We start from the raw sequence: 26,865 nt of genomic DNA, 5'->3' as shown, positions 1-26,865 counted from the left end.
TCACTGATAAAATTTGATTAAAGCGGTTTCAATACGCGAACAACATACTAGAAAAGGGGTTGTAAACGTGTTCAACAAAAAATGGACGGTTCTGCTTCTAACATTGTGTCTCGCTCTGGTTGCGGCTGGTTGTGGATCGAGCAACAGTAGCACGGGAGATGCAGGCAACAGCGGCAGCGAAGGCGATAAAGTTACGGTGAACTTCATGCACTTATGGCCGGCAGGTGTTTCTGCAGGACAGAACAAAATCGTGAATCAGATCATCGAAGAATATCAAAAAGAGAATCCGAACGTGACGATCAAACAGGAAGTTCTGGATAATGAGCAATACAAAAATAAATTGAAAGTGCTTTCCGCCTCGAACGAGCTTCCGGACGTAGGGGTGACCTGGGCAGCCGGATTCCTGAAACCATACGTGGAAGGCAGCCTGTTTGCACCAGTAGATGATTTGCTGGGCGGTCAGCTTAATGGCAAGTTCGTAGCCGGCACGACCGAAGCTTATGCGATTGACGGCAAAACGTATGCGCTTCCACTCGAATTTAATATCGCGCCGGTATACTATAACAAAGCGATATTCGAACAGCATAACCTGGAGGTGCCGCAAACCTACGAAGAATTCAAGAATGTCGTGAAAACGCTGTCCGATAAAGGGATTGCTCCGATCGCACTGGGTAACAAGGATCGCTGGACCGGGTCACTCTGGTATATGTACCTGGCAGACCGAATCGGCGGACAAGAAACGCTGGCCAGCGCAATCAGCGGTTCGAGTTCCTTCAAGGATGAATCGCTTGTAAAGGCAGCTGCCGAGGTTCAATCGCTGGTGGATGGCAATGCGTTTGTCAAAGGGTTCAACGGCTTGTCCAACGAGGAAGCGAAATCCGAATTCCTGAACGGCAAAGCGGCCATGTACATGATGGGTACCTGGGAACTGCCGAACTTTACGACCAATGAAGAGATTCCGCAGGAATTCCGCGACAGCGTCGGGTTCTTCAAATTCCCGACGGTTGAAGGCGGCAAAGGCGATATAAACAGCTGGGTAGGCGGGCCGGGTGTCGGCTTGTTCATCGGAGAGAACTCCAAGGTGAAAGAAGAATCCAAGAAGTTCGTTGAGTATTTCGTAACCAAGTGGGGCGAGCAGTCCGTGACAGGCGCCGGCGTCATCCCGGCAACGAAGGTGGATACCTCGACGCTTGAGCTTCCGCAGCTGTACATCGATCTGTTTGATGAAATGAACCAAGCAAGCAGTATCACCCTGTTCGCGGATGTACAGATGGAGGCGAATGCCGCCGAGACACATCTGAACATGATCCAGGCGCTCTTCGGCAAAGCCGTGACCCCGGACAAATTCTCCGAAGAGCATGATGCAGCGATCTCCAAAGGTAACTAAGACTCTTTAGGACAACAAAGAAACGGGATCCTGGTTTATCCGGCAGCAATGCCGGATAAATCTTTCCTCTAGACCATATGGAGAAAGGAGTCGGACACTTTGGATAAAGTGATGTCCAACAAAAAAATCATCGCGCTGTATGTACTGCCTGCACTGCTTGTGATTATGGCCGTCGTCTATATTCCAATCCTATTGACGGCCTATTACGGACTGAACGAATGGAACGGTATCGGTGCAATGAGCTTTATCGGACTCGATAACTACCAGGCATTGCTTAAGGACGGAAAGTTCTGGGATAGTGCATGGCACTCCCTGCTATTAGCCGTATTCTCGGCTGCAAGCCTGATTATCTATCTGGCCGTGGCGATGGTGCTGGCCTCCAAGATTAAAGGCGCCAACCTGTTCCGTAAAATTTATCTCATACCCATGCTGCTGTCCTCCGTTGCGATCGCGCAGCTGTGGCTCCGCATTTATCACCCGACGAACGGGATTGTAAACAGCTTTCTGGAATCCATCGGGATCACGAACCCGCCAGCATGGCTCGCTGAGCCGTCGCTTGTATTATTCGCATTGTTCATTCCGATTCTGTGGCAGTATGCCGGTTTTTATATCTTGATCTATTATGCAGCTCTGAAGAACATCCCGGCATCGCTGGTGGAAGCCGCCAAGATCGACGGGGCAACCTCTCTGCAAATTGCGTTCCGGATCAAGCTTCCGCTCATCATGGAAGTAATTAAGGTTACGATCGTGCTGGCGGTGGTAGGTTCCTTGAAATATTTCGACCTCATCTTTGTCATGACGGACGGGGGGCCTAACGGCGCGAGCGAAGTAATGGCGTCCTATATGTATCATACGGCTTTCCGCGCTTATGATTTCGGTTACGGCAGCGCGATCGGGTTCTTCCTGCTGGTGATCTGTCTGATCGTAACGTGGATCATACGGAAATTAACGGCATCAAAAGAAACGATCCAATATTCATAAGGAGGGATGCTTCATGATATCCGGAGCCACAGGACAGCTCCAAGACGGGCGCGCCCGGTCCGGCAACGGAGTGGGAGGCAAACTGGGTTACACACTGCTGTATGTCGTGCTGATCGGCGTGGCCGTATTCCAGCTGTTCCCGCTCGTATGGCTGCTGCTGTTCTCATTAAAAAACAATCAGGAAGTATTCGATCTTCCTCCGCTGTCCCTTCCGATGAATCCGCGTTGGGAGAATTACGAGAAGGTTTGGAGTGCCGGCAACATCAGCGTCTATTTTCTGAATAGCGTCTGGATCACCGTCGCAGCAACAGCGCTAACGGTCATATTGGGAAGTCTCGTTACCTTTGCGATTACGAGAATGAAATGGAAGGGCAGTTCCTTTGTCCTTGGCTTGTTCATGGTCGCCATGATGATTCCGGTTCATTCCACCTTGATCCCGCTGTTCAGCATGTTCAACAAGGTGGGCTTGACCGATCATCCAATATCTTTGATATTGTCGTATGTGGCATTCAATATGCCGATTACGATTATGATTCTGCTCGGGTTCTATTACACGCTGCCGAAGGAAGTGGAAGAAGCGGCGGTGATGGACGGCTGCTCGGTTCACCGGGTCTTCTTCCGGATCGTGCTGCCGATGACGGGCTCAGTCCTGGCGACGACAGCGATCATTAACATGATCTACAACTGGAACGAGTTTATTTTCGTGAATACGTTCATCAGCTCGGATATGTTCAAGACGCTTACCGTCGGCGTGCAAAACTTTATCGGACAATATACAACCGATTGGGGTGCAATCGGCGCAACCTTGATGATCAGTATTTTGCCAATTCTGCTGATGTTCCTGTTCCTCAGTGATCGTATCGTGGAAGGCATCGCTGCAGGTTCGGTGAAAGGTTAAGTTTCATAGAACTCATCCATTTCCGGATAAAAAAATATCGAGCCGCTTCAAGGAGATTTCTTGGAGCGGCTCGTTTGCTTTATACATCTCCATCTGCAGCACGGCTATCAGAAGAAGAAGCATCCCAAGGTTGGACCAACCTTTTGGGATGCCTCATAGAATGTAAGATTTAGCTCTGCATGTGACAGATCCAAGCCCCTGTCGTTAAACCCATCCCAATGCCCGGGCCACCTGAGCGACCAGGAAGGTAACGCCGATCGCGATTGCCGTTGGGATGGCAAAGGACAGGAACGTCCACTTCGCGCTTTTAGTCTCCTTCCAGATGTTGACGAGCGTGGTTCCGCAAGGATAGTGGAGCAGCGAGAACAGCATCATGTTCAGCGCAGTCAGCCAGGTCCAGCCTTGGTCCAGGAAGATTTGCTTGAGGGCAAACATATCGGTAACCTCGGTCAGGGAGCCTGTAGCCAAATATCCCATCAGCAGGATTGGCAGCACAATTTCATTTGCGGGAAGGCCGATGATAAAGGCCATTAGAATGAAGCCGTCGAGTCCGAGTGCGCGCGCAAACGGATCAAGGAATTCAACGAAATGAATCAGAATGCTGGAATCGCCAATATAGATGTTGGCAAGTACCCAGGTGAGCACGCCTGCAGGCGCCGCTACGATAATGGCTCTGCGAAGTACATAGATGGTTTTATCCAGGGTCGACCGGAGAATCGTATTCAGAATTTTCGGTTTACGGTATGGCGGCAGCTCCAGCGTGTAGTGGGAAGGAACGCCTTTCAAGGCCGTTTTGGATAATCCCCATGATACTGTGAGCGTTACAACGACACCGATCAGCACCATGCCCATAACCACGGAAGCCGTCACGAGCGTCTGGGTTCCTCCCGAAAAACCTGCAGCCATGAACAAGGAGGCCAGCAGGATCAGGGTCGGCCAGCGACCGTTGCAGGGCACGAAGTTGTTGGTCAGAATGGCGAGCATCCGCTCCCGCGGCGACTCGATGATCCGGGTCGACATAATGGCCGCCGCATTGCAGCCGAATCCCATCGCCATGGTGAGGGACTGCTTGCCGTGCGCGCCCGTTTTTTTGAACAGGCGATCCAGGTTAAAGGCTACCCGCGGCAAATAGCCATAGTTCTCGAGCAGCGCAAACGCCGGAAAGAAGATGGCCATGGGAGGCAGCATCACACTGACGACCCAGGCGGTACCCCGGAACAATCCGAGTATCAGCACGCCATGAAGCCAATCGGGGGCATGGAGGGCCTGAAAGGCCATCGTCAGGTAGCCTTCGATCCAGCCAAAGAAACTCGCCAGCAGGGAAGAAGGCACGTTAGCCCCTGCTATCGTTAAGTAAAAAATAACGCCGAGCATGGCCAGCATGATCGGAAATCCCCACAGCTTAGAGGTGAAGATGCGGTCCAAACGCTCGGAACGGTACAGAAGCTCCCGGTTGGTCACGGTGACGGCGTCACTGCACAGCTCGCGGGATTTTTTGAATAACTCGCCCACGATATCTTCCCGAACATCCTCTACCTGCTCAGCAGGAATGGCGGCTGTTAGAGCTTCCAAGCGCTTTAGCTGTTCCAAGTGAGATCCCCCCTTTATCCGAAGCCTTTAACCGGTCTTTCAGCGTCGCGATCAGCTTTTGGTCTCCATCGAGAAAGCGGATGGCCAGCCATCTGGCTGGATATTCGTCGCCGAAAATGTCTCTTAATTCGGACTCCAGGCTTAAAATTTGTGATTCCAGCTGTTCGTTATATTTCATCCGGTAAGGCGTAGTCGGAGTCTTCCCTGTGCACATCAGAAGCAACTGCTCGGACAGGGTATCCAGGCCTTCGTTGTTTCTGGCCGAAATCGGAATAACGGGAACACCGAGCTGATCCGCCAGCTTGCGTGCGTTAATCTTGATTCCTTTTTTCTTCGCTTCGTCCATCAGATTCAGGCAGACGATGACCTGGTCGGTCATTTCCAGCACTTGAAGCGCAAGGTTAAGGCTTCTTTCCAGCGCCGTAGAATCCAGAACCAGAAGGGTAACGTCCGGTTTCTCAAAAATAATATAATCGCGCGCCACTTCTTCATCGGCCGAATTGGAGAACAAAGAGTACGTCCCGGGCAGATCAATAAATTGGAAGCGGGCGTCTTTGTATTCGTAAAAGCCGCTTGCGAGACTGACCGTTTTGCCGGACCAGTTGCCGGTGTGCTGCTTCAGGCCGGTGAGGGCATTAAAAAGCGTGCTTTTGCCCGTGTTCGGGTTGCCGGCCAGCGCGACGGTAAAAGTTCTCATGATGACATCACCTTACCCCAGATTAACTGACTTTCTTCTTTCCTTAACGCAATGACGGTACCTGCTACTCTATAAGAGGTGGGGTCTCCGAGCGGGCTGGCTTTCAGCACTTCGATAACGGAGCCCGGAACGAATCCAAGGTCCAGAAGGCGCCGTTTATGCTCTCCGCGGATATCCACCTGTTCAATCAGAAACCGCTCGCCGAGCGCTGCCTGATGCAAATGCTGCCTATATTTTGTCTCATCCATAAAGTTTAACCTCTCCCTACTAAATTGGGCCGAGCATATATTGTTTCCTCGAAGCAACTTTATGCCTATAGTATGACCGAATGCGTGTATTGTCAACTGGATTCATTAGATATTTATGCCATTTTCATGCGGGCGTTTGACGATCAATCACCATTTTATGCTTGAAGAGAGAACAAGATACATGTTATATCTGTATATGAACAATTATTCATATAACTTGGAGTGATACCTATATGATATGGGACGTAATCGTTATCGGCGCGGGGCAGGCAGGACTGGCAGCCGGCTATTGGCTGCAGCAGGCAGGAATGAAGTTTCTGTTGTTGGATCGGGGGACGGAGGCGGGAGATGCATGGAAGACGAGATATGATTCCCTGAAGTTGTTTACGCCGCGGACTCATAGTGCATTGCATGGAATGAGGATAGAGGGGGATCCGGACGGGTTCCCGGATAAAGATGAGGTGGCTTCCTATCTGAAATCCTACGCAGCACGGTTTGAGCTGCCCATTCAGTTTGAGACGGATGTGAAGCGCGTTCGCAAGGAAGAAGACCTGTTTAACATCGATACCCATCAGGGGGAATTTCATGCGAAGGCGTTGATTATCGCGACCGGACCGTTCCGGGAGCCGCGAATTCCGACGTTTGCAGCATCGGTTCCAGATGATATTCTCCAGCTGCACTCATCCGATTACAGGAGACCCTCCCAGCTTCAAGAGGGCGGCGTTCTAGTCGTTGGCGGCGGGAACAGCGGGGCGCAGATTGCGGTTGAACTGTCTGGTGATCGGGAAACGTATTTGGCTCTTGGTCAGCAGCCGCGGTATTTACCCGTGACGGTTGGGGGAAAAGGGATGTTCTGGTGGTTGGACAAACTCGGCATTTTATCAGCCAGCGGGTCCTCCTGGGTGGGACGTAAGCTGAAGCGCCGGGGAGACCCGATTTTTGGATATGAATTGAAACAAGCGGTCAAGTGCGGTAAAGTGGTGTTGAAAAAGAGAGTCGTTGATGCCGGCGCTTCCGGCATGGGATTCGAGGATGGAACGGAGCTTAAGGTTCGGAATATAATCTGGGCGACCGGCTTTGTTCCCAGCTATGATTGGCTTCATGTGGATCAAGCGCTGGATCATAAGATGGCTGTTATTCATACACGCGGAATTAGTCCGGTGAAAGGGCTCTATTATGTAGGTTTGCCTTGGCAGACGCATCGGGGCTCCGCACTCTTGGCAGGAGTTTCACGGGATGCCCGCGAAATCGTTCAAGCCATTATGGAGAAGAGGGGATTAGTTTATGGAAAAAGAGCACCATGAGCTGCTGCACGAAGACCAGGCCATGGAAGCGTCACGACTGCTGAAGGCCATTTCAGATCCGACGCGGATCCGGATTCTTCATTTGCTCTCGCAGGAAGAATGCCCGGTCGGCCATATTGCCGAGGTGCTTGGCATGAGTCAGTCGGCGGTATCCCACCAGCTTGGCTATCTGCGCAGTTTAAGACTGGTCAAATACCGCAGGGACGGAAATACATATTTTTACACGTATGAAGATGAGCATGTCATCGGGATCTTGCGGCAGGTGCTGGACCATATCGCACATTAGAAATGCCTGACCTATTCATGCTTGACATTCCGATCGTCCGGCTGAAATGTATTGGAAAATGAAATTCCCGTGAATAACGATCATCAAGGACATGAGGATGCAAGATTCAGCGAGACAGAAAAGAAGCCCCTGGCTGAAAGGCTTCCACCCGCTAGGCTGCGTCCTTCCTACCTTGTAGTTGCCCGCTGTGAACAAGCGGCGCCGGTTCGGCCCGTTACCGCCTTATGAAGCATCTTGCAAGGAGCATCTTTTGCGTCCGGCACGATGGAATCAGGGTGGTACCACGAGCACATTCGTCCCTAGGAGCGAATGTGCTCTTTTTGCGCTCAGGCAGGTTCATTCATGGATATGAGAAGGAGTATGAGGAAGATGCGGCAAAGCCAATTATTGATGACAACGATGCGGGATGTGCCTTCCGAGGCGGAGGCACTGAGCCATCAATGGATGCTCCGCGGCGGCTATATCCGTCAAACGGCGGCAGGAATCTATTCGTATCTGCCGCTGGGATGGAGGGTCCTGCGCAAGATCGAAGCCATTATTCGGCAGGAAATGGATGCCGCAGGCGGGCAGGAGATGCTCATGCCGGCTGTCCAGCCCGCCGAGCTGTGGAAGGAATCGGGCAGGTACGATGTTTACGGTTCGGAACTCATCAGGCTGCATGACCGCCATAACCGGGAGTTCGTGCTTGGACCTACCCATGAAGAAGTGATGACGTCCATCGTTCGCCAAGAGATTTCTTCGTACCGGAAGCTGCCGGTCAACCTGTACCAAATTCAGAGCAAATACCGGGATGAGCGGCGTCCGCGTTTCGGTCTGCTGCGGGGTCGTGAATTCCTGATGAAGGATGCGTATTCCTTTGACCGGGACTGGGAGGGCCTGGATGTGTCTTACCGGAACATGTATGAAACGTATGAACGAATCTTTAAGCGCTGCGGTCTGACGTTCCGGGCGGTGGAAGCGGATGCGGGTGCCATTGGCGGGCAAGGGGAAACCCATGAGTTTATGGCACTGGCGGATATCGGCGAGGATACCGTAGTTTCGTGCAGCGATTGCAGTTATGCGGCAAATCTGGAGCGTGCGGAGTCTGCGGTCCCGGCTGAGCAGGCTGATATGAAGTTCGTGGCGGCTGACGGTCATTCTGCCATAGAGCAGATATTTACGCCGAATGTGAAGAGCATTCAGGAACTGACAGACTTTCTTCAGGTTGATCCGCAAGAATTGATCAAGACGCTGATTTACCATGTAGACGGAGAACGGGTTGCGGTGCTTGTCCGCGGAGACCGCGAAGTGAACGAGGCCAAGGTGAAGTCTTACCTAGAAGCGGAACTCGCGGAATTGGCGAGTGCTGAAGAGGTGATGCTGGCGACGGGCGCCCCAGTCGGGTTTGCGGGACCGGTAGGTCTAGCCCTAAAAATATGGGTCGACTACGAAGTAGCAGCTATGGCAGAGGGGATCACCGGTGCCAACCAGGGAGATACCCATCTGAAGGGAGTTCGCCCAGGACATGATTTCTCGCTGGAGCACACCGGCGACTTCCGGAATGTAACCGAAGGAGAGCCTTGTCCGCGCTGCGGAGCGCCGCTCCAGTTTCATCGCGGAATTGAGCTTGGACATGTGTTCAAGCTGGGTACGAAATACAGTGACGCCATGAACGGCATGTACCTGGATTCCGACGGGCGGGAGAAACCGCTGATTATGGGCTGTTACGGGATTGGCGTCTCCCGCGTTATGGCCGCCATCGCCGAGCAGCGCATCTCAAATGAACGCCTGATCTGGCCGATGTCCGTCGCTCCGTTCAAGGTGCACATTATCCCGGTTGCGGTTAAGGATGAGGCCCAGATGAAATTGGCTGAACATATCTACAGCGAACTGAACAAGGCTGGTCTGGAGCCGTTGTTGGATGATCGGGACGAACGGGCCGGCGTCAAGTTCAAGGATGCCGACCTTGCCGGCGCTCCGCTGCGTCTGATCGTTGGCCGCGGAGCGGCTAACGGAGAGGTCGAATGGATGGGCGAGGACGGAATCAAGTTCAACCTGTCTGCTGAGGAAGCCATCCAGCGCTCACGCGAGGAGGTAGCCCGGCAGCTGAAGTGAATGCTATGGAGCCATTCAGTTTGGAGCGGCTGTTCATGCAGCCGATCTATGCTTTATGATGAACGAGCACGAAGCAGCGGAGCGGACGAATCGATTCCGGAAAAGCGGCAGCGGTCGCCTTTGCCCTCGGATTTTTACAATGGATCAATACAGTAATGAAAATCCGAGGGCAACAGCGATTGGAGGAACGATACGTACGTGCAGCGTCCTCTAATGAAACATAGTAGTACTCTCATTTCAATCCTCTCACCAATACGCAGCGCAGTCTTGTATACATATCCCGAATACAGGCTTATGATGAAGGAGTCGGAATTGAAGTCATAATGCGGATGGAGGTTGCATCTACGATGAATCAGGAAGAGAAGGGACCAAGCCCGGACATTCATCATATAGAAGAACACCAGCTCAGTCAGGTGAAGATTCCATTGTCCAATCCCTTAAGATGGGTGAACAGCTATGTGCTGCGCGGAGATGACGGTATTACTATCATCGATCCGGGGCCGCGTACGGCTGCCTCGGAGCGGGAATGGCTGGCGGTGATGGAGCAGCTCGGCTTCGGGTTCAGCGACATCGCCTCGATCGTGCTGACCCATCATCATCCGGACCACTATGGGCTTGCCGGGTGGTTTCAGGAGCGGTCAGGCGCCAAGGTGTGGATGTCAGAGCGGGCGCATCGGGAAGCGATGCTCATGTGGGGAACGGATTCCACGATGGATCACGCGCTCCCGGCGTTCTTCCGACAGCATGGCAAGCCGGAAGCCAAGCTTGCCCTGCTGCCGGAGCATCTGAACGGCTTCTTCCCCCAAGTCACGCCGCAGCCGGACATATCGTTTATCGGCGAGGACCTGCCGTTCCGGATGGGCAACCGGATATGGGTGCCGGTGCAAACGGCCGGTCATGCTCCGGGACATCTGTCGTTCTTCCATGCGGAGAGCGGCATCCTGTTATGCGGCGATGCCGTGCTGCCGCAAATTTCGCCCAACGTGAGCCTGCTGCCCGGCAGCGACGCCGAGCCGCTGGCGCTTTTCCTTGCAGGGCTGCGCCGCCTGCGCGAACTGCATGTCCGGACGGCGTACCCCGGACACCGCCACCCGTTCACGCATTTCCGTGAACGGATCGATGCGCTCCTCCTCCATCACGAGGAGCGCCTGGCCTCCATCGCCGGCATGCTGAGCGCTGCCGGTCGCCTAACCGCCTTCGAGGTCTGCACCGCCCTCTTCGGCGAGAAGCTCGGCATCCACCAGCTGCGCTTCGCCATGTGCGAAGCGCTGGCCCATCTCGCCGAGCTGACCCGCCGCGGGGAAGCCGAGGCGATCGAAAACGAGGACGGCATGTGTTATTTTTCTGTACGGAAACCGCCGCATTCCTGATATAATCTAGACATGAATAAAACCGTCTGCTTGTACGTTGACTTCCATCATGCGTAGAAAGGGCGGTTTTTTGTTTAATAGATTCAGAGGGTTACATTGTGGAGCATCCGTTGTCTGATATCGGCCAGCTCATTATCCGCATAACCGCCGCAATCAGAATGCTTGGCAAGTGGTTCCACGGCACGCTTTCTCAATAGAGAAAAGGCGCGTTCATACCTGAGTCGGGTGCGTTTTCCTCATTCGAGTCAGAGTTTCTCTCTCCCCCGCATATAGTTGATGTACCTTGCTGTTTAAGTAAGGCATTCCCTCAAGTGCTTTTTTCTTAATCACTCATCACCATGATCGACTCCACCATATTCGTATCGAAGCGTTCCCTTGGTTCAATCCGCAATTTTCATGTTATAGGATTCGTATCTCATAAAGCCCCTAAAGGAGAATCTGTCATGAAGAAAAAAGATGTGGTCGCCATGCTGCTCGCAGGAGGTCAAGGCAAACGGCTGAAAGGCCTGACGAAGACGCTGGCCAAGCCGGCTGTTTATTTTGGGGGTACATACCGGATTATTGATTTTCCGCTGAGCAACTGCTCCCATTCGGGAATCGACACGGTCGGGGTGCTAACCCAGTATGAACCTCTGGTTCTGCATTCTTACATTGGCGTAGGAAGCGATTGGGATATGGACCGGTTGAATGGGGGCGTATTCGTGCTCCCGCCCCATGAACGCGAGGACGGGACGACCTGGTACCGCGGGACGGCGGATGCGATTTATCGGAACCTCAAGTTTATTGATCAGTACGATCCCGAGCACGTTTTGATTTTGTCGGGAGATCACATTTATAAAATGGATTACGACCGCATGCTGACTTATCACAAGGAGAAGGATGCCGATTGCACCATCTCCGTCATCGAGGTGAGCCTGGATGAAGCGAAGCGGTTCGGCATGGTGAATACGGATGAGAACTACCGGATTTTCGAGTTCGAGGAGAAGCCTGCGCACCCGAAGAGCACGACGGCATCCATGGGCGTTTATCTGTTTCGCTGGAAGCTACTGCGATCCTATTTACTGCGGAATGCGGAGCTTCCGGATACGAGCCATGACTTTGGCAAAGACATACTGCCAAGCATGTTGGCGGACGGCAAAACGCTGTACGCTTATCCTTTTGATGGGTACTGGAAGGACGTCGGCACCATCGAGAGCCTATGGGAAGCTAACATGGATCTGCTCTGCGAGCAGCCCAAGCTGGATTTAAACGATCCCCTGTGGCGCATTTACACCCGGAACCCCAATCAGCCGGCAGAGTATATTTCACCGACCGGCGTCGTTCGGAACAGCATGATTAACGAGGGCTGCACCGTGTGCGGCGAGGTAGAGCATTCGGTACTCTTTTATGGCGTGGAGGTAGGGGAAGGCAGTGTCATTACCGATTCCGTCATCATGCCCAAGGTCCGTATTGGCAGCCATGTACGCATACACCGGGCGATCGTCACGGAGGACATGGTCATTCAAGATCATGCCGTCATCGGTCCCCCTGAGGAAGATCCATCCCGGATTGTGCTGGTAAGCGGTCATGATGAAGACGTCCTGAAGCTGCTTCAGTCGTCGTCTTCGTCCCATAATAATCAAGGTTAGGACGGGATTCGCAGATGAGAGAACTCATGGGTATCATTAATTTGGAGCATGAACGGGATGTGCTGAGTGAATTGACGTATTACCGGTGCGGGGCCGCTGTGCCATTTGCGGGGAGGTACCGCCTGATCGACTTCGTGATGTCCAATATGATGCATGCGGGCATTGAGGATATCGCGCTGTTCGTTCGCAGGAAATACCGGTCCCTGATGGATCATCTGGGCGAAGGCAGGCCATGGGATATGCACCGCAAGCGGGGCGGCCTGTTCATACTTCCGCCGGATTGGAATGATGAAGCGGATGTGTCCGCCGGCGAACTGCGGCATATTTATAACAATCTCGATTTTTTTGAGCGGGGAGCTGCGAAGTTTATCGTGCATTCCGGCAGCCAGCATATCAGCACGGTCGATTTGAATGAAGTGTACGAGTACCATCTGGAACAGGGGGCCGACGTGACGCTTGTTTATACAAGAGTGAATGAACCACGGGAAGAGCACCGTTCCTGCACCCGCCTGGATATCGATGAGGACGGTATGGTCACGGATATTCATTATGAACACAAGCATGATGCGGTATATATGGAAATGTTCGTGATGGAGAAAGCGCGGTTTCTCGAGATGGCCGATCATTGCATCGCCCATGGGGGCAACCATTTCTTCCGGGACGCGATCATGCGTAACCGGCACAAGCTGAACATTGCGGGATATGAATACCTTGGGTATCATGCGGTGATCAACTCGCTCGAAAGCTATTACCGTACCAGCATGAATCTGCTGAACCCGAAGACTTACGACAGCCTGTTCCGCAAGCAGGCGGTTCACACCAAGATCAAGTACGAGGTTCCTGCCAAATATTTAAATTCGGCCGATGTGAGCAACGCACTGGTAGCCAACGGCTGCCAGATTGACGGGGAAGTAAAGAACAGTATTCTGTTTCGAGGAGTACAGGTAAAACAAGGCGCAAGCATCCATAACTCCATCATCATGCAAAAATGCATCATTGGCGAGAACGTGAGGCTGGAGAACGTCATACTCGATAAAGATGTGATCATTTCGCGGGATCATAAACTTCAAGGGGATTTTCGCAAACCATTTGTCATAGCCAAGGACATCTCGATTTGATCGCAAAATAATACGAATCCGTCAGGAGGAACTTTCTTTTGTTTAACAACAAGGAAACATTCAAGCAGGTCTTTACGGAGCAGTTGGTGAGTCGGTTGGGAAAAGGGCTGGAGGAAGCGACGGCTGAGGATGTATACAAAACACTCGGAGGGATGATCCGGGAATACGTCGGGCGGGAATGGGCGGCAGCCAACCAGATATACCGGGATACCGGGCAGAAGCAGGTATATTATTTCTCGCTCGAATTTTTGATTGGCCGGCTGATGGGGAACAATCTGCTGAACCTGGGTGTGCTGGATATGGTTCGCAGCGGCCTCCTGGACCTCGGATGGAATTTGGAAGAGATTGAGGAGCAGGAACCGGATGCGGGCCTCGGCAACGGGGGACTCGGACGCCTTGCGGCATGTTTTCTCGATTCGTTGGCATCGCTTAGCTATGCAGGCCATGGATGCGGCATCCGGTATAAGTACGGATTGTTTGAACAGAAGATCATCGACGGCCATCAAGTCGAGCTGCCGGACAACTGGCTCCAGCGGGGCAACGTCTGGGAAGAACGACGGGCTGACAAGGCGGTGGAAGTGCACTTCTGGGGCCGCGTGGAGGTGGATGTGCAGGAGGGGCGGACCGTGTTTCACACGGCGGACTACGAACGGGTTCTGGCCGTACCCTACGACGTTCCGGTGATCGGGTACGGTGAGGGTCAGGTTAACACGCTGCGGCTGTGGAGCGCCGAGTCCGCTTCGGATATATCCAGAATCCGTTCGGCCAATCATCACAACAGTTATTATAAATTTTTGGAATATAACCGTTCGGTCGAATCGATATCGGAATTTTTGTACCCGGATGATTCGGCATACGAAGGCAAGCTTCTTCGACTGAAGCAGCAGTACTTCCTCTGTTCCGCAGGCGTTCAGAGCATTCTCAGAACGTTCGACAAGCATGGCCGGACCTATCATGAGCTTCCCGAGCATGTCGCCATCCATATCAATGATACGCATCCGACGCTGGTGATTCCGGAGCTCATGCGGATTCTGATTGACGAGAAGGGTCTGGGCTGGGATGAGGCTTGGGACATCACAAGCCGGACCGTGTCCTACACGAACCATACCCTGCTTAGCGAAGCACTGGAAAAATGGCCTGCCGGCATGGTCAGGGAGCTGCTGCCGCGTATCTATATGATGATCGAAGAGATCAATAAACGATTTTGCGGGATGCTGCTGGAGCGTTATCCAGGCGACCATGAGCGCATATCTCAGCTCGCCATCATTGAGAGTGACCAGATTCGAATGGCCAATCTGGCGATTGTGGGAAGTTATCACGTGAATGGCGTCGCGGCACTGCATACGGAGCTGCTAAAGACCCAGGTCATGAAACTGCATTATGAGCTGTATCCTGAGCGATTCAGCAATAAAACCAACGGGATTACCCACCGGCGCTGGCTGATGCATAGCAACCCCGGCTTAAGTCAATTCATCAGCGATGGTATTGGCACTTCATGGATCACGGATCCTCATCAATTGATCCAGCTCCAGTCACTCAAGACCGACCTCGCCTTTCAGCAGGGGATTCAGCGGATCAAACGGAACAATAAAGAACGGCTTGCCGAATACATTGCGAATAAGCAAGGGATCGTGATCAATCCCGATTCCATATTCGATGTCCACGTGAAGCGGCTGCACGGTTACAAGCGGCAATTGCTGAATATTTTACGAGTGATGCACGTGTATAACGAGATTAAGGATCAGCCAAGCGCGGATCGCGTTCCCCGTACCGTCATTTTTGGGGCGAAGGCAGCGCCGGGTTACTATCTGGCAAAAAGCATCATCAAACTCATTAATGTCGTTGCCGAAGTCGTGAATAAGGATCCGCAGGTCCATGACAAACTCCAGGTGCTGTTCCTGGAAAATTACTCGGTGTCTCTGGCGGAGAAGATTATTCCCGCAGCCGATGTGAGCGAGCAGATTTCCACGGCTGGCAAGGAGGCATCCGGTACGGGAAACATGAAGTTCATGATGAACGGCGCGTTGACCATCGGCACGCTGGATGGGGCTAACGTGGAGATGTTCGAGCTGCTCGGCAATGAGAATATGTTCCTGTTCGGTTTGAAGCTGGAGGAAGTGCTCGAGTATTACAGTACGGGAGCTTATGTATCCAGGGAGCGGTATGAGCAGGATCCCAGAATCGCCCACGTGCTGAATCAGTTAATATCCTCAGGACCGTTCTGCTGTCACGAGTTGGAGTTTGGCCAAATTCTCCAGTCCCTGCTGGATCATAACGATGAGTTTTTTGTATTGGCGGACTTTTCCAGTTATGTGGCAACCCAGTCGGAGATCGATCGTGCTTATTTGAATACTGGAGCCTGGACCGAGAAATCGATTATGAATATGGCGCACGCGGGACATTTCTCCAGCGATAACACGATTCACCGTTATGCATCCGACATCTGGAATGTTACTCCTGTTAAGGTTGGTGTGAACAGGTAATCTATCTCTATTACAAACTCTAAAAAAAGAACCCCGCCAAAGGTTTGGCGGGGTTTCCATAGGTGCTCTATTGGAATGTTCTTCATCATAGCATATGATGGATGCTTGCAAAAATGACTAGATAGATTTACCGATTTACGTGAATGGACAGCCCGTTTTTTCATAGGTGAGAGGAGCCTGCTTATTATAGAAGAAACTCATCATTCCGGCCCGTAAAGATGGACGCTTTCTAACTGCAATCGTCTATGATTCTTTGAAATCACCCAGTTCGGCTTGGAATAGGTTTCGGTGAGTTCCTTCCTTCTGATAGGCAGGCAAAAAGGAGATTCGCATTCTGCGCGAATCTCCTTTTTTGGAGTGGTTTATTCTTTTGGAAGCTCTTCGGTTGTGCCGAACAGCTCGATCTCCCGCTCCGCTTGCTTGCGATGGGCGATACGGCTGCTGGCGGCCGCGGCAACCGCGCCGACGATATCGTCGAGGAAGGTATGTACACGACCGCTTGATTTATCATTCAACTGCTCAAGAATGCCGGGCTTGAGCTTATCGATATACCCGTAGTTGGTGAAGCCGATGCTTCCATAGACGTTAACGATGGAAAATGCCAGGACTTCATCCACGCCGTATAACCCTTCGTCATTGGCCAGCATTTCTTGAAGCGGGGATATGAGATTGCCTTCCTCCGCCAAAATATCTAATTGAATTCCGGTTAACACCGCGTTTTGGACTTCGCGTTTGCTGAGTACGGCATCCACGTTCTCCATGCACTCTTCCATGGTCAAGTTCGGGTAGTATTTATTTTGAAGGATCATCACCAGTTCTGCGATTTCCTCCAGCTTGATTCCACGCTGATGCAGCAGGTTCCGTGTCGCTTCCGCTACCTTTTTGCTGTTCAGACTGTATGGAATGTTTAAATCGTTTTCTGCCATGATGGAACTCACCTCATTTTCGTGGTTGATGAAGATGCTTACGACGATTGTACTTTTTTCACCCCCCCTTTGTCCAGAAAGGGCAAAACTGAGAGTTATTTTTTTGGAAAGGGCTCGTATACATAGGAGTACAACCTGTACAAAAAAATGTTAGGGAGGAACAATACATGAAACGTAGTAAACGTAATCTTCGCAGGCTTTCCGCCGCCGGGCTGCTTGCTGTTCCGATCGTGTTGTCCGGCTGCGGCGTGTTTTCCGGGAAGCAATCGGAGGCGATTGACCCGCCGCCTGCGCAAGTGGAGAAGCAGATGCTGAACACGGCCGGATCCACAGCGGCACAAGGAGACATTGGCACGCAGACAACGGTTTATCTTTCGGATGCGCGGGGAATGCTGGCACCTGTAACCTTAGGTATTCCGAAGGTAGAAGGCGCAAGCGCCGTGAAAGAATCTCTTGAAGTGCTGGTGAACGGAGGACGCTATGCGGGCTATGTTCCACAGGGATTCCAGGCGGTATTGCCTGCCGGTACGCAGATCCATAATGTGACGGTCGATCCGGAGAGCAAATTGGCCGTCGTTGAATTCAATAAATCCTTTACGGAGTATCAAGCGGCAGATGAACGAAGAATCTTGGAGGCGTTGACGTGGACGCTGACGGGACACGAAGGCATTGAGTCGATGCAGGTATGGGTGGACGGAGTCAAACTGACCGAAATGCCGGTCAATCACACGCCGCTGGACCGTCCGCTTTCACGTGCGATGGGGATCAACCTTCAAAAGGCGGATGACGCATTGTACACTTCCTCTTCGCCGGTCACCGTCTATTTCTCTGCAGTGACGCCTGAGGGCATTCAGTATTATGTACCTGTTACGAGACTTGTTCCAACCGGACAGGATGCGGTTAAGGCTGCCTTGAACGAGCTGATCCGGGGACCGCAGTACGGGGATGGACTTGTCGAGGTCATCCCGGATGATACCACCGTTGCATCGGTCGAAAAAGGAGAGGACGGCGCTGTCACCGTATCGCTTCAGGACAGCATGTTTGAGCAGGGAGAGCAGGTTCCAACCGAACTGCTGCAGGCCGTCGTGTTAACCGTAGCCGAGAATTCGGACGATGCGAAGGTCAAAATTCGGATGAACGATCTCTCTGAGGTGGTTGGAACGGATAGCCGCAATTATAGCGAGGCTGTCAGCCGTCCGGAGTTCATTAACGAAATTTCGATTTGATGCTTCACGACTATCTTTGAAATATGCGTCGGAAAAGGTGCTTTTGTGCCTGCACTTTGGTAGAATAGGGAATGCTAATCAGGATTGCGATAAGAAGTAGGAGGCAGAAAACATGAGATCTAACGGACGTAAGAGCGATGAGCTTCGACCGATGAATTTATCGACCCATGTGAATAAATATGCGGAAGGCTCCGTGTACATCGAGATGGGAGACACCAAGGTGCTGATTACGGCGACCGTGGATGAGAAGGTTCCCCCGTTTCTGAAAGGACAAGGAAAGGGCTGGGTGACGGCTGAGTACTCCATGCTGCCGCGCGCAACACAATCCCGCAACCAACGGGAAGCCAATCGCGGTAAACTCAGTGGCCGGACGATGGAAATTCAGCGGCTGATCGGCAGAGCGCTTAGGTCTGTTGTGAATCTGCATGCTCTTGGCGAGCGGACAATTACGCTGGACTGCGATGTAATCCAGGCGGATGGCGGAACGCGGACCACCTCCATTACAGGAGCATTTGTAGCTTTAGCCATAGCGGTAAATAAAATTGCAGAACAACATAAACTGGCGGTATTTCCGATTACGGACTACCTGGCCTCCATTAGCGTGGGCATTGCAGGCGGACAGGCGCTGCTGGATCTGAACTATGAAGAGGATTCCAAAGCGAAGGTGGACATGAATCTGGTCATGACCGGAAGCGGCAACTTCGTTGAGGTCCAGGGAACTGGCGAAGAGAGCCCGTTTTCTCGCGAAGAGCTGGATCAGATCCTGGAGCTTGGTGAACAGGGAATCCGCGAGCTCATCGAGCGTCAGCAGGAAGCACTTGGCCCAATCGCAGCTAAAATCGGTTCCGTGAATGCGGGTACTGGAGTATAGTCCCATGACATTGACACTTGGAGACACGCTAATTGTAGCTACCCGCAATCAAGGGAAAGTCAAGGAATTTGCGCATGCCTTTGCTGCTTTCGGTACGGAGGTCAAGAGCATGTACGATTACCCTGATCTGCCGGATGTCGTTGAGGATGGAGCAACGTTTGCAGCCAATGCATTTAAAAAAGCCAAGGCGGTTGGCGACGCACTGGGATTGCCTGTCCTGGCTGATGATTCCGGATTATGCGTGGATGCGCTGAATGGCGCGCCCGGCGTTTATTCCGCACGATATGCCGGCGAGCACGGCGCGGACGAGGACAATAACGAGAAGCTGCTCGGTGAACTGGAACAATTAAGGCTCGGTGAGGATACGGAGCAGCCTTTGTTAAGTCCGGCCCGATTTGTCTGTGTGCTGGTGCTGTATGATCCGGTCTCCGGAGAAAAGCTTGAGGCCGAGGGGAGCGTTGAAGGCTGGATTACGTCGGATCCGTCCGGAAAGGGCGGTTTTGGCTATGACCCACTGTTCTACCTGCCAAGCCATGAGAAGACGATGGCCGAGCTTTCCATGGAGGAGAAGCAGGAGATCAGCCATCGGGGAAATGCCCTGCGCAAGCTTGTAGCGGACTTGCAGGAGCGATAACCGAATAGGGATGCTATAAAAAGAAACCATACCGGCCTACTGCTGGTATGGTTTCTTTGATTTTTCGTAAACCATAAGGACTTAACGTATGGATACGTTATACTCTTTGAGCCAGAAATGAACCTGGGCCAGGTAGGCAAACAGCTGCGGACCGGACATCAATTGACCGAACCAAGGAAGATTGGAGGAAGCATCCGGCGAAGAAGCCAGCTCCCGGATCCGTGCCGTATCGATGAGCGGAAGCAGCGGCGAAGAAGGATCGTCCAGAATGGACAGCACCTGCGCTTTAACGGCTGCCAGATAGTTCGGATTGTGAGTTTTTGGATACGGGCTTTTTTTGCGGTACAGGACATCTTCCGGAAGCACACCTTCAAGAGCTTTGCGGAGAATGCCTTTTTCACGGTCGCCTGTCGTTTTGATGCTCCAAGGAATATTCCACACATAGTCGATCAGGCGATGATCGGTATAAGGTACGCGGACCTCCAGCCCAACGCCCATGCTCATCCGGTCCTTGCGGTCGAGGAGCGTTGGCATGAAGCGGGTGATATTGAGGTAGGACATGACCCGCATTTTGGCCTGCTGCCCGGTCTCCCCGTCCAGCTTCGGCACTTCGGCCACTGCATCGGCATAGCGGTCTCCGAGGTATTCCAGCGGCTTGATCCAGTCCCGAATCTCGGCAGACAGCAGTCCGGCTCTCATATCCGGGGCGACAGACCATGGGAAAGTACCGGAATTCAGCATTTCTTCCCGGTGGAACCAAGGGTAACCGCCGAATATTTCATCAGCGGCTTCACCGGATATGGCGACGGTCGCGCCTTTTTTAATCTCACGGCAGAAGAGGAGCAAGGAAGCATCAACGTCAGCCATTCCCGGGAGGTCCCGCTTCTGCGTAGAGACATCCAGCGCTTCGACCAGTTCGGGCGTGTCGAATTCGATCCAATGGTGGTTCGTGCCCAGCTCCTCGTGCATCCGTTTGATCCATGGCGCATCCGCACCCGGCTGGAAGGAATGGGATTTAAAATGTTTGTTGTTGTCCACATAATCGACGGAGTAGGTGTGCACTTGTCCTTGGCCCGTCCGCTTGTAGTAATCGACGGCAAGCGAGGATAGCGCGCTGGAATCAAGCCCGCCGGATAACAGGGAGCAGACGGGTACATCGGATACCAGCTGACGTTCAACGGTGTCGCGCAGAAGATCGCCCAAGAAGCTTGCCGTCTGATCCGCATCATCCTCATGGGGCTTGCTTTCCAGCTTCCAGTAGGTATACTTGCGCAATCCTTCCCGGTTAAAGATCATGGCCATACCTGGACGAAGCTCTGCGATATCCTTGTAGACACCGTGTCCCGGAGTTCGCGCAGGGCCGATAATAAACACTTCCGCAAGTCCCTCGGCCCCAACCACAGGCTCCACTTTCGGATGCTGAAGCAATGCTTTCGGTTCCGATCCGAATACAAGCGTTCCGTCAATGTAGCTGTAGAACAGGGGTTTTACCCCCACCCGGTCCCGAGCCAAAAATACCTGTTCCCGCACGCTGTCCCAAATCGCGAATGCAAATATTCCATTGAGGCGTTCCAGACAATCGGGGCCCCATTCGATATAGGAGACTAACAAAACTTCCGTGTCGCATTTGGTATTGAAACGATGACCGCGTCGTACCAATTCGTCTTTAAGCTCCGCAGCATTATATAATTCCCCGTTATATACAATGGCATAGACTTCCTCTTCCTGATGAATGATCATCGGCTGAGCGCCATTTTCGGGGTCGATCACGCTGAGTCTTCGGTGACCGAATGCGCACGGGTTGGAAATCCAGGTGCCGGATCCGTCAGGTCCGCGGTGAGCCAAACTTTCTGTCATTTTTACCAGCAGCTGCGAATCCTGCGTCAAATCGCCGCTCCATTGTATAAAACCGGTTATTCCGCACATGACGGTTCATCCTCTCTTTGTCTTTGTCATACGCTGTCCCATCTTTTTAATCCTACGTCGCCAAAGTGATACAGATATATGCCGAAGGAAGGCATAAAATGTCTGTCCTTTTACGAAAACTAAGAAAGAGGACGAATATCAAAGCGAAGGAGAGATGCGTCCATGAATAAGTCGACCTACTATGTTTCCGTGCAGAGCCGCTCTGTGTTGACCGAACAGGGAGCGAGCGCTTATGAATGGGAGATCGAAGCAACGCCCGAAGAGGCGGATCAAGTTCGGATTGAGCTGGATATGATGCAGGAGAAGGACGAAGAAATGACAGGGTACTTGTTTCCTTGGCCGGATACACCGCAACAAAACTCCAATGCCCTGTTTCAATCCTCCATGGACAAGGTGTACCGGACCATCTACGAATTAGGAACACCGGCCACTCGCCAGCAAATGGAAGAGCTCCGATTGCTCTCCGATTTGACATGAAAACAATAAGGATCGTGCAGTCCCTGCACATCTTGATGAAGGAGAATGTATGATGTATGCAATCAGAGATGCAAAAATCCGCCGGATTACGGAAGTAAATGGCGCCCCTTGCGCTGAGGTTGAGGTCTATCCAGCAGCGGAAGGAGAAAGTGCATTGCTGGCTTATCTGACGCCATCTTCCCCGCTGGGAGGCTATGAGCTGGTGAAAATCGTGCGCAGCAACGCCAGCATGGAGGTGGATTGGTTCGACAACAGCATGCATGATGCCTTTGTTGATGCCACGGACGAGGCGTTCGAGAACACTGTTCAATCCACCGCGGAGGAAGACCGGGATGCATTCAAGCAGCAGCTGCTTTCTACAGGCCAGCTATATGAGCAGCTGAACCAGCGGCTCAGCGAAGGCCCCCAATATTTTTAGAGATATACAAAGAGCGAAGAGATCTGTCCGATTCCCGTCGGCAGATCTCTATTTTGTATGCTCTGGTTAATGCCGCAATACCATCCTTTCATATATAAAAGAACTTCAGTTATGTCTGTGCTTTCGAATGATATCCTCGTCTAGTTCCATAAGAGGCCATGCAGGATATTCCACCGGCAAACGGCTTACTTCATCCAGTCGAGAAAGCTCGGCTTCATCCAGCATTAACCCGCTCGCTCCCAAACTATCTTGCAGCTGGTCTGTACGCTTAGCTCCTACGATAACGGTGGTGACCGCTTGTTGATGAAGGAGCCACGCAAGTGAAATTTGGGCGACAGTGGCCTCATGGGCTCGCGCAATATCTTGAAGCACATCGAGAATCGGGTATACCTGCTCCGTATCAATCGGTGGAAAAGCCAATTTAGTGTGGCGGTCCTCGGAGCTTCCTTGATGCTCACGCGTATATTTACCGGTCAAAAACCCGCCCGCTAACGGGCTCCAGACGATTAGCCCCATTTGCTGATCCCTTAAGGCAGGGATAATCTCCCTTTCGATCTCCCTTGCGGCGAGTGAATAATACGATTGGCTGCTTTTGAAATGATGCAAACCGTGTAAGTTAGAGATGCCGCGGGTTTTCATGATTTCCCAACCGGTCATGTTGGAATTGCCGATGTACCGGATTTTTCCGCTGCGGACCAGGTCATCCAGCGCACGGAGTGTTTCCTCCCAATCGGTTAATTGATCCGGATTATGAATTTGATATAAGTCAATATAATCGGTATTTAGGCGCTTAAGGCTTTCTTCTACCTGACGAATGATATGCAGCCGTGAAAGTCCGATATCATTGGGGCCCGGACCTGTTCGCGCACGAACTTTCGTTGCAATCAATGCTTGATGCCGTTTGGATTTTAGTGTTTTGCCGAAAATCTCTTCAGCGCGGCCCTCAGCGTAAGCATTGGCGGTATCAAAAAAATTGACACCTGCATCCAGCGCCAGATCTACGAGATATCCTGCTTCCTTCTCGTCCAGTGTGCCGAACATTCCCCACTTGGCCCCTCCGCCAAACGTCATCGTGCCGAGTCCAATCTCTGATACCAGCACACCTGTATTACCAAGTAAATTGTATTTCATCTCTTTTCAGCCTCCTATCATTTGTTTTACACTAAGGGAGACGTCGGTCTGTTGGAATGGACGCAAAAATCACGCGAATTATTTTTTTGAATATGCCGGAGGTGAGCTTTCTGATGGATGCAGCAGCCATTTGGACGGAGTACCATGAGCCTGTCAAACGATTTGTCATGACTAGGATTCGGGAGCGGGCTGATGTGGATGATATTGTGCAGAATGTGTTTATGAAGGTCCACACCCATGTCTCTGATTTAAAGGATGAGGAGAAACGGGGTCCCTGGATATTTCAGATTGCCCGCAACAGCATCGTGGATCATTACAGGAAAATTCGGCCTGGAGAAGAACTGCCGGAACAGTTATCTGTTGTCGATGAATATACAGAGATGGATTATGATCAAGAAGTGATTGCCTGCTTTCAGTCCGTGCTGCCGTGCCTGCCGGATAAATATCGAGAAGCTCTTGAATTGACCGAATATAAAGGCATGTCGCAAAAGGAATTGAGTGAACATTTGGGGATATCCTACTCCGGTGCCAAATCAAGAGTGCAGCGTGGGAGAGAGATGATGGAAGAGCTGCTTACAGGCTGCTGCCATATTGAATCGGACGCATACGGGAATATCGTGGATTTTCGGATCGTGTATGACGAACCGCAGCCGATAAAAAAAGGTATGAAAAAGTAAAGCTTGGTGTTTTCACCAAGCTTTTTCTTTTGGATCTAAATGCTAATCTGCCAGCAGCGGACCTATTATTGTGATCTAATAAATGATAATAATCCTATATAAACAATAGTGTGTTTACGTAGTTCTGCAAAATATGTCGAAAAAAGATAGGAGTCTTGTCGATTCCGATTTCGCTTCGGTAGGGAGTATGGACCACCCGGAACTCTTGATTATGAAAGAGATACAAATAGGGCTTTCCCTCTATATGATTACTGGAGAATCATCCCTATAATGTTGGATTAGCGTCAACTTCTAACATACTAGACAAGGGGAGATTGAAATTGGGTAGATTGAATAAACATATGGTCAAGCTGTGGGGAGCGGGTGTCCTGGCGTTGTCGCTTACATTGGGCTCCGTCCAAATGCCGGTAAGCGCGGAACCCGTACAGAGCGTCACGGTTCTGGAGTCCACGCATGAGCTGGTGAACGGCAAGATGCGCGTAACTGCGGATATTCGCAACGGAGGAACCGGTGCGGAAGCGGGATTCTATGTCGTGGGTTATGATGAAAGCGGCAAAGCGCTTGAGGTTGTCGGTGATTCCGAATATATGATGAGTGACGAAATCGGTACATATGAAGTGGATCTGGACAGCGGCAGCCGTGTTAAGCGGGTGGAAGTCGTTCCTGCAGGACCCGCCGGCGATCAAGCACAGCTGCTGGCTTCAGGTTACTATACGAATACCAACGTGATCAACGTATCGGGCGTCGTGCAGAATTCAACGGTCGGGCACAATGTAGGCATGCTCGCGATAGGTTATGATGCTTCCGGTAAGGCGGTTGAAGTGACATCAGCGGACAGCTATTTTGGCGGCAGTGATGTCGGCACCTTCGTCGTACAGCTGAAAGCAGCGAAACTGATCAAAAGCGTAAAGGTATCCGTTATCGATCCGGTTGAAGATGCCGTGAAGCTGCTTCAAACAGGCAGCCGCCTGGAGAACGGAAAGCTTGTCGTTACCGGCTCGATTCAGAACCGGAATAAAGGCGGACAAGCCGGCGTGATTGTTGTCGGCAGCAACGGCAGCGGCAAGGTTTTGGAAGTCAATACGACCTCGGGATACCTTTCATCTAACGAAATCGCGAATTTTCAGGCTGAGCTGGAAGTAGGCAAAGCCATCAGCGATCTCAAGGTGTTCCTGACAGGAAACAGCCAGACTCCGAAAATCATAGCCGAGGGCAGAACGACCATCAACAATAAACTTGTCGTTACGATCGGTGTGGAGAACGGGGATGTGTCCCAACGAATGACCGTGAAATCAACGGCGTATGATGCGAAGGGGCGCTCCTTGGGGACGGATACGGATTCCATGTTCATGACAGCCAATGAAACGACGACTCTGCGGATCGATTATGATACGCGTGTCAAAAGTGTGAAGCTTAAATATTATGACCAGTCCGGCAAAGAAATCGGAGAGGCGCCGATCCGCATCAAAATCAACGGCCAACTCCAATCCTATGCACAGTCACCGGTCATGGTAGGGGGAAGCGTTCTTGTCCCTATGCGCCCGATCTTCGAATCCCTCGATGCCTCGGTCAAATGGGATCAAAAGACGCAAAGCGTTTCTTCCAGCAAAGGATCTACCCAGATCAAGCTGAAGATGGGCTCCAAGCAAGCGGTTGTTAACGGGAAAAATGTCGCACTGGATTCGGCGCCACGGATGGTGAAAGGCACCGCGATGGTACCGCTTCGTTTTGTGGCATCCGCGCTCGGCTGTGAAGTGAAGTGGGACGGCAATGAAAAAATGGTACTGATTACAACGAAATAACACAACAAGGACCATGCGGTTAAGCGCATGGTCCTTTTAAAATGAAAAATGCTCAATAAGCATACTCCCTCAGCACTTGAATACCCATGATCACGTTATAAACAAATGCCCCGAAGTAGATAATGCCGAACAGGATAAGGTATCCGATGACGGAACCGAAGGACCCTGAGGTTACGGCCATGTAAATCAGAGGTATCGCTGCTATGACGGGGAATATGTGGGAGAACAGGGCGCGACGGGCGTGCTTGGCAACATAGGCGTCCGGGGAAAAAATCCATACGATGACAGGAAGGATGAAGGGTGCAAAGAAGATGCTGAAATACGATAAAGAGGATAAAAGCTGTCTCATGTTATCACGCTCCTGAAGTCATTTTCATGATATACATATTACCCAGTAAGCCCGCTCCTGATTCTGTTCTGAACCATTCCGAAAAAAAGTTCTTTGAAAAATACAAAAGATGCGATATAATATACTTCGTTACTGTTTAAAAGATTTTCATACATATATGTCCCAGTAGCTCAGCTGGATAGAGCAACGGCCTTCTAAGCCGTCGGTCAGGGGTTCGAATCCCTTCTGGGACGTAAAAGAAAGAAGCTGCCAATCCTGGCAGCTTCTTTGCGTATTCCAGAAGGGTAATGAACCCCAACTTTGGGGTTCGTCGGAGCATAGGCTTCGGGAGGAATACTTCGCAG

At 51.7% G+C, this 26,865-nt stretch carries 24 protein-coding genes and 1 tRNA gene; 18 read left to right on the top strand and 7 right to left on the bottom strand.

The window, feature by feature from the left end:
- Positions 1–67: 67 nt before the first annotated feature.
- The 3 genes from ACETK5_RS24655 to ACETK5_RS24645 all read left to right on the top strand — a co-directional run bounded on the left by ACETK5_RS24655 (position 68) and on the right by ACETK5_RS24645 (position 3,266).
- On the top strand, positions 68–1,387 hold the full coding sequence (locus ACETK5_RS24655) for an extracellular solute-binding protein (RefSeq protein ID WP_394058434.1): 1,320 nt from the start codon (positions 68–70) through the stop codon (positions 1,385–1,387).
- Between the two features lie 99 nt (positions 1,388–1,486).
- Positions 1,487–2,368, top strand: coding sequence for a carbohydrate ABC transporter permease (locus ACETK5_RS24650; protein ID WP_100540768.1), 882 nt, complete (start codon positions 1,487–1,489; stop codon positions 2,366–2,368).
- Positions 2,369–2,381: 13 nt separating this feature from the next.
- Positions 2,382–3,266, top strand: coding sequence for a carbohydrate ABC transporter permease (locus tag ACETK5_RS24645; RefSeq protein ID WP_100540769.1), 885 nt, complete (start codon positions 2,382–2,384; stop codon positions 3,264–3,266).
- Positions 3,267–3,470: 204 nt separating this feature from the next.
- Here ACETK5_RS24645 and ACETK5_RS24640 read toward each other — a convergent pair whose 3' ends face one another.
- The 3 genes from ACETK5_RS24640 to ACETK5_RS24630 are packed head-to-tail and all read right to left on the bottom strand — an operon-like array spanning position 3,471 to position 5,801.
- Positions 3,471–4,856: a nucleoside recognition domain-containing protein gene (locus ACETK5_RS24640; RefSeq protein ID WP_394058432.1), complete on the bottom strand. Its 1,386-nt coding sequence runs from the start codon at positions 4,854–4,856 to the stop codon at positions 3,471–3,473.
- The gene (locus ACETK5_RS24635; protein ID WP_394058430.1) at positions 4,807–5,553 is read right to left on the bottom strand and encodes a FeoB small GTPase domain-containing protein; all 747 of its coding nucleotides are present in this window, start codon (positions 5,551–5,553) and stop codon (positions 4,807–4,809) included. The genes ACETK5_RS24640 and ACETK5_RS24635 overlap by 50 nt, the downstream gene beginning before the upstream one ends.
- Positions 5,550–5,801, bottom strand: coding sequence for a FeoA family protein (locus ACETK5_RS24630; RefSeq protein ID WP_127589552.1), 252 nt, complete (start codon positions 5,799–5,801; stop codon positions 5,550–5,552). Before ACETK5_RS24630 ends, ACETK5_RS24635 begins: the two co-directional genes overlap by 4 nt.
- A gap of 233 nt (positions 5,802–6,034) precedes the next feature.
- On the opposite strand from ACETK5_RS24630, the gene ACETK5_RS24625 reads away from it, so the two are divergent.
- The 7 genes from ACETK5_RS24625 to ACETK5_RS24595 all read left to right on the top strand — a co-directional run bounded on the left by ACETK5_RS24625 (position 6,035) and on the right by ACETK5_RS24595 (position 16,084).
- Complete coding sequence (locus ACETK5_RS24625) at positions 6,035–7,105, top strand: flavin-containing monooxygenase (RefSeq protein WP_394058428.1); 1,071 nt, start codon at positions 6,035–6,037, stop codon at positions 7,103–7,105.
- The gene (locus ACETK5_RS24620) at positions 7,086–7,391 is read left to right on the top strand and encodes an ArsR/SmtB family transcription factor (RefSeq protein WP_100540774.1); all 306 of its coding nucleotides are present in this window, start codon (positions 7,086–7,088) and stop codon (positions 7,389–7,391) included. Before ACETK5_RS24625 ends, ACETK5_RS24620 begins: the two co-directional genes overlap by 20 nt.
- A 369-nt stretch (positions 7,392–7,760) precedes the next feature.
- On the top strand, positions 7,761–9,485 hold the full coding sequence (locus ACETK5_RS24615) for a proline--tRNA ligase (protein ID WP_394058425.1): 1,725 nt from the start codon (positions 7,761–7,763) through the stop codon (positions 9,483–9,485).
- A 347-nt stretch (positions 9,486–9,832) separates the two neighbouring features.
- Complete coding sequence (locus tag ACETK5_RS24610) at positions 9,833–10,855, top strand: MBL fold metallo-hydrolase (RefSeq protein WP_394058423.1); 1,023 nt, start codon at positions 9,833–9,835, stop codon at positions 10,853–10,855.
- A 443-nt stretch (positions 10,856–11,298) separates the two neighbouring features.
- Positions 11,299–12,483, top strand: coding sequence for a glucose-1-phosphate adenylyltransferase (locus ACETK5_RS24605; protein ID WP_394058421.1), 1,185 nt, complete (start codon positions 11,299–11,301; stop codon positions 12,481–12,483).
- A gap of 14 nt (positions 12,484–12,497) precedes the next feature.
- Positions 12,498–13,601, top strand: a complete 1,104-nt coding sequence (glgD, locus tag ACETK5_RS24600; protein WP_394058419.1) for a glucose-1-phosphate adenylyltransferase subunit GlgD — start codon at positions 12,498–12,500, stop codon at positions 13,599–13,601.
- Positions 13,602–13,639: 38 nt separating this feature from the next.
- A complete protein-coding gene (locus tag ACETK5_RS24595; RefSeq protein WP_394058417.1) occupies positions 13,640–16,084 on the top strand; it encodes a glycogen/starch/alpha-glucan phosphorylase in 2,445 nt (814 codons plus the stop codon).
- A gap of 362 nt (positions 16,085–16,446) precedes the next feature.
- On the opposite strand, the gene ACETK5_RS24590 is transcribed toward ACETK5_RS24595, so the two are convergent.
- Complete coding sequence (locus tag ACETK5_RS24590) at positions 16,447–17,010, bottom strand: phosphatidylglycerophosphatase A family protein (protein WP_100540780.1); 564 nt, start codon at positions 17,008–17,010, stop codon at positions 16,447–16,449.
- Positions 17,011–17,177: 167 nt separating this feature from the next.
- Here ACETK5_RS24590 and ACETK5_RS24585 point away from each other — a divergent pair, with 167 nt between their 5' ends.
- The 3 genes from ACETK5_RS24585 to ACETK5_RS24575 all read left to right on the top strand — a co-directional run bounded on the left by ACETK5_RS24585 (position 17,178) and on the right by ACETK5_RS24575 (position 19,741).
- Positions 17,178–18,236 carry a GerMN domain-containing protein gene (locus ACETK5_RS24585; protein WP_100540781.1) on the top strand — a complete coding sequence of 353 codons (1,059 nt, stop codon included), beginning with the start codon at positions 17,178–17,180 and terminating at the stop codon, positions 18,234–18,236.
- A 112-nt stretch (positions 18,237–18,348) separates the two neighbouring features.
- Complete coding sequence (gene rph, locus ACETK5_RS24580) at positions 18,349–19,107, top strand: ribonuclease PH (protein ID WP_100540782.1); 759 nt, start codon at positions 18,349–18,351, stop codon at positions 19,105–19,107.
- Between the two features lie 4 nt (positions 19,108–19,111).
- Entirely contained in the window at positions 19,112–19,741 is a 630-nt protein-coding gene (locus ACETK5_RS24575; RefSeq protein ID WP_394058415.1) for an XTP/dITP diphosphatase, read from the top strand.
- An 81-nt stretch (positions 19,742–19,822) separates the two neighbouring features.
- On the opposite strand, the gene asnB is transcribed toward ACETK5_RS24575, so the two are convergent.
- Positions 19,823–21,667, bottom strand: a complete 1,845-nt coding sequence (gene asnB / locus ACETK5_RS24570; protein ID WP_100540784.1) for an asparagine synthase (glutamine-hydrolyzing) — start codon at positions 21,665–21,667, stop codon at positions 19,823–19,825.
- A 162-nt stretch (positions 21,668–21,829) separates the two neighbouring features.
- On the opposite strand from asnB, the gene ACETK5_RS24565 reads away from it, so the two are divergent.
- Together ACETK5_RS24565 and ACETK5_RS24560 are read left to right on the top strand one after the other, a co-directional pair.
- Complete coding sequence (locus tag ACETK5_RS24565) at positions 21,830–22,144, top strand: hypothetical protein (RefSeq protein ID WP_394058413.1); 315 nt, start codon at positions 21,830–21,832, stop codon at positions 22,142–22,144.
- A gap of 52 nt (positions 22,145–22,196) precedes the next feature.
- Positions 22,197–22,562 (top strand): hypothetical protein, encoded by a 366-nt coding sequence (locus tag ACETK5_RS24560; protein WP_326115350.1) that lies wholly within the window; start codon positions 22,197–22,199, stop codon positions 22,560–22,562.
- Positions 22,563–22,667: 105 nt separating this feature from the next.
- Here the strand turns inward: ACETK5_RS24560 and ACETK5_RS24555 are convergent, their stop codons facing one another.
- Positions 22,668–23,693, bottom strand: coding sequence for an aldo/keto reductase (locus ACETK5_RS24555; RefSeq protein ID WP_394058411.1), 1,026 nt, complete (start codon positions 23,691–23,693; stop codon positions 22,668–22,670).
- A gap of 92 nt (positions 23,694–23,785) precedes the next feature.
- On the opposite strand from ACETK5_RS24555, the gene sigZ reads away from it, so the two are divergent.
- Together sigZ and ACETK5_RS24545 are read left to right on the top strand one after the other, a co-directional pair.
- Positions 23,786–24,370: an RNA polymerase sigma factor SigZ gene (gene sigZ / locus ACETK5_RS24550; RefSeq protein ID WP_394058409.1), complete on the top strand. Its 585-nt coding sequence runs from the start codon at positions 23,786–23,788 to the stop codon at positions 24,368–24,370.
- A gap of 320 nt (positions 24,371–24,690) precedes the next feature.
- On the top strand, positions 24,691–26,172 hold the full coding sequence (locus ACETK5_RS24545) for a copper amine oxidase N-terminal domain-containing protein (protein ID WP_394058407.1): 1,482 nt from the start codon (positions 24,691–24,693) through the stop codon (positions 26,170–26,172).
- Between the two features lie 52 nt (positions 26,173–26,224).
- On the opposite strand, the gene ACETK5_RS24540 is transcribed toward ACETK5_RS24545, so the two are convergent.
- Positions 26,225–26,521, bottom strand: a complete 297-nt coding sequence (locus tag ACETK5_RS24540; protein ID WP_100540788.1) for a magnetosome magnetite crystal formation protein family — start codon at positions 26,519–26,521, stop codon at positions 26,225–26,227.
- A gap of 159 nt (positions 26,522–26,680) precedes the next feature.
- Here ACETK5_RS24540 and ACETK5_RS24535 point away from each other — a divergent pair.
- Positions 26,681–26,754 (top strand) — tRNA-Arg (locus tag ACETK5_RS24535).
- The last annotated feature ends 111 nt before the right edge of the window (positions 26,755–26,865 follow it).

The organism is Paenibacillus ilasis (genome assembly GCF_043195395.1).
Lineage (GTDB): Bacteria > Bacillota > Bacilli > Paenibacillales > Paenibacillaceae > Paenibacillus_AQ > Paenibacillus_AQ lautus.
This window is presented reverse-complemented; position numbering and strand designations above follow the sequence as displayed.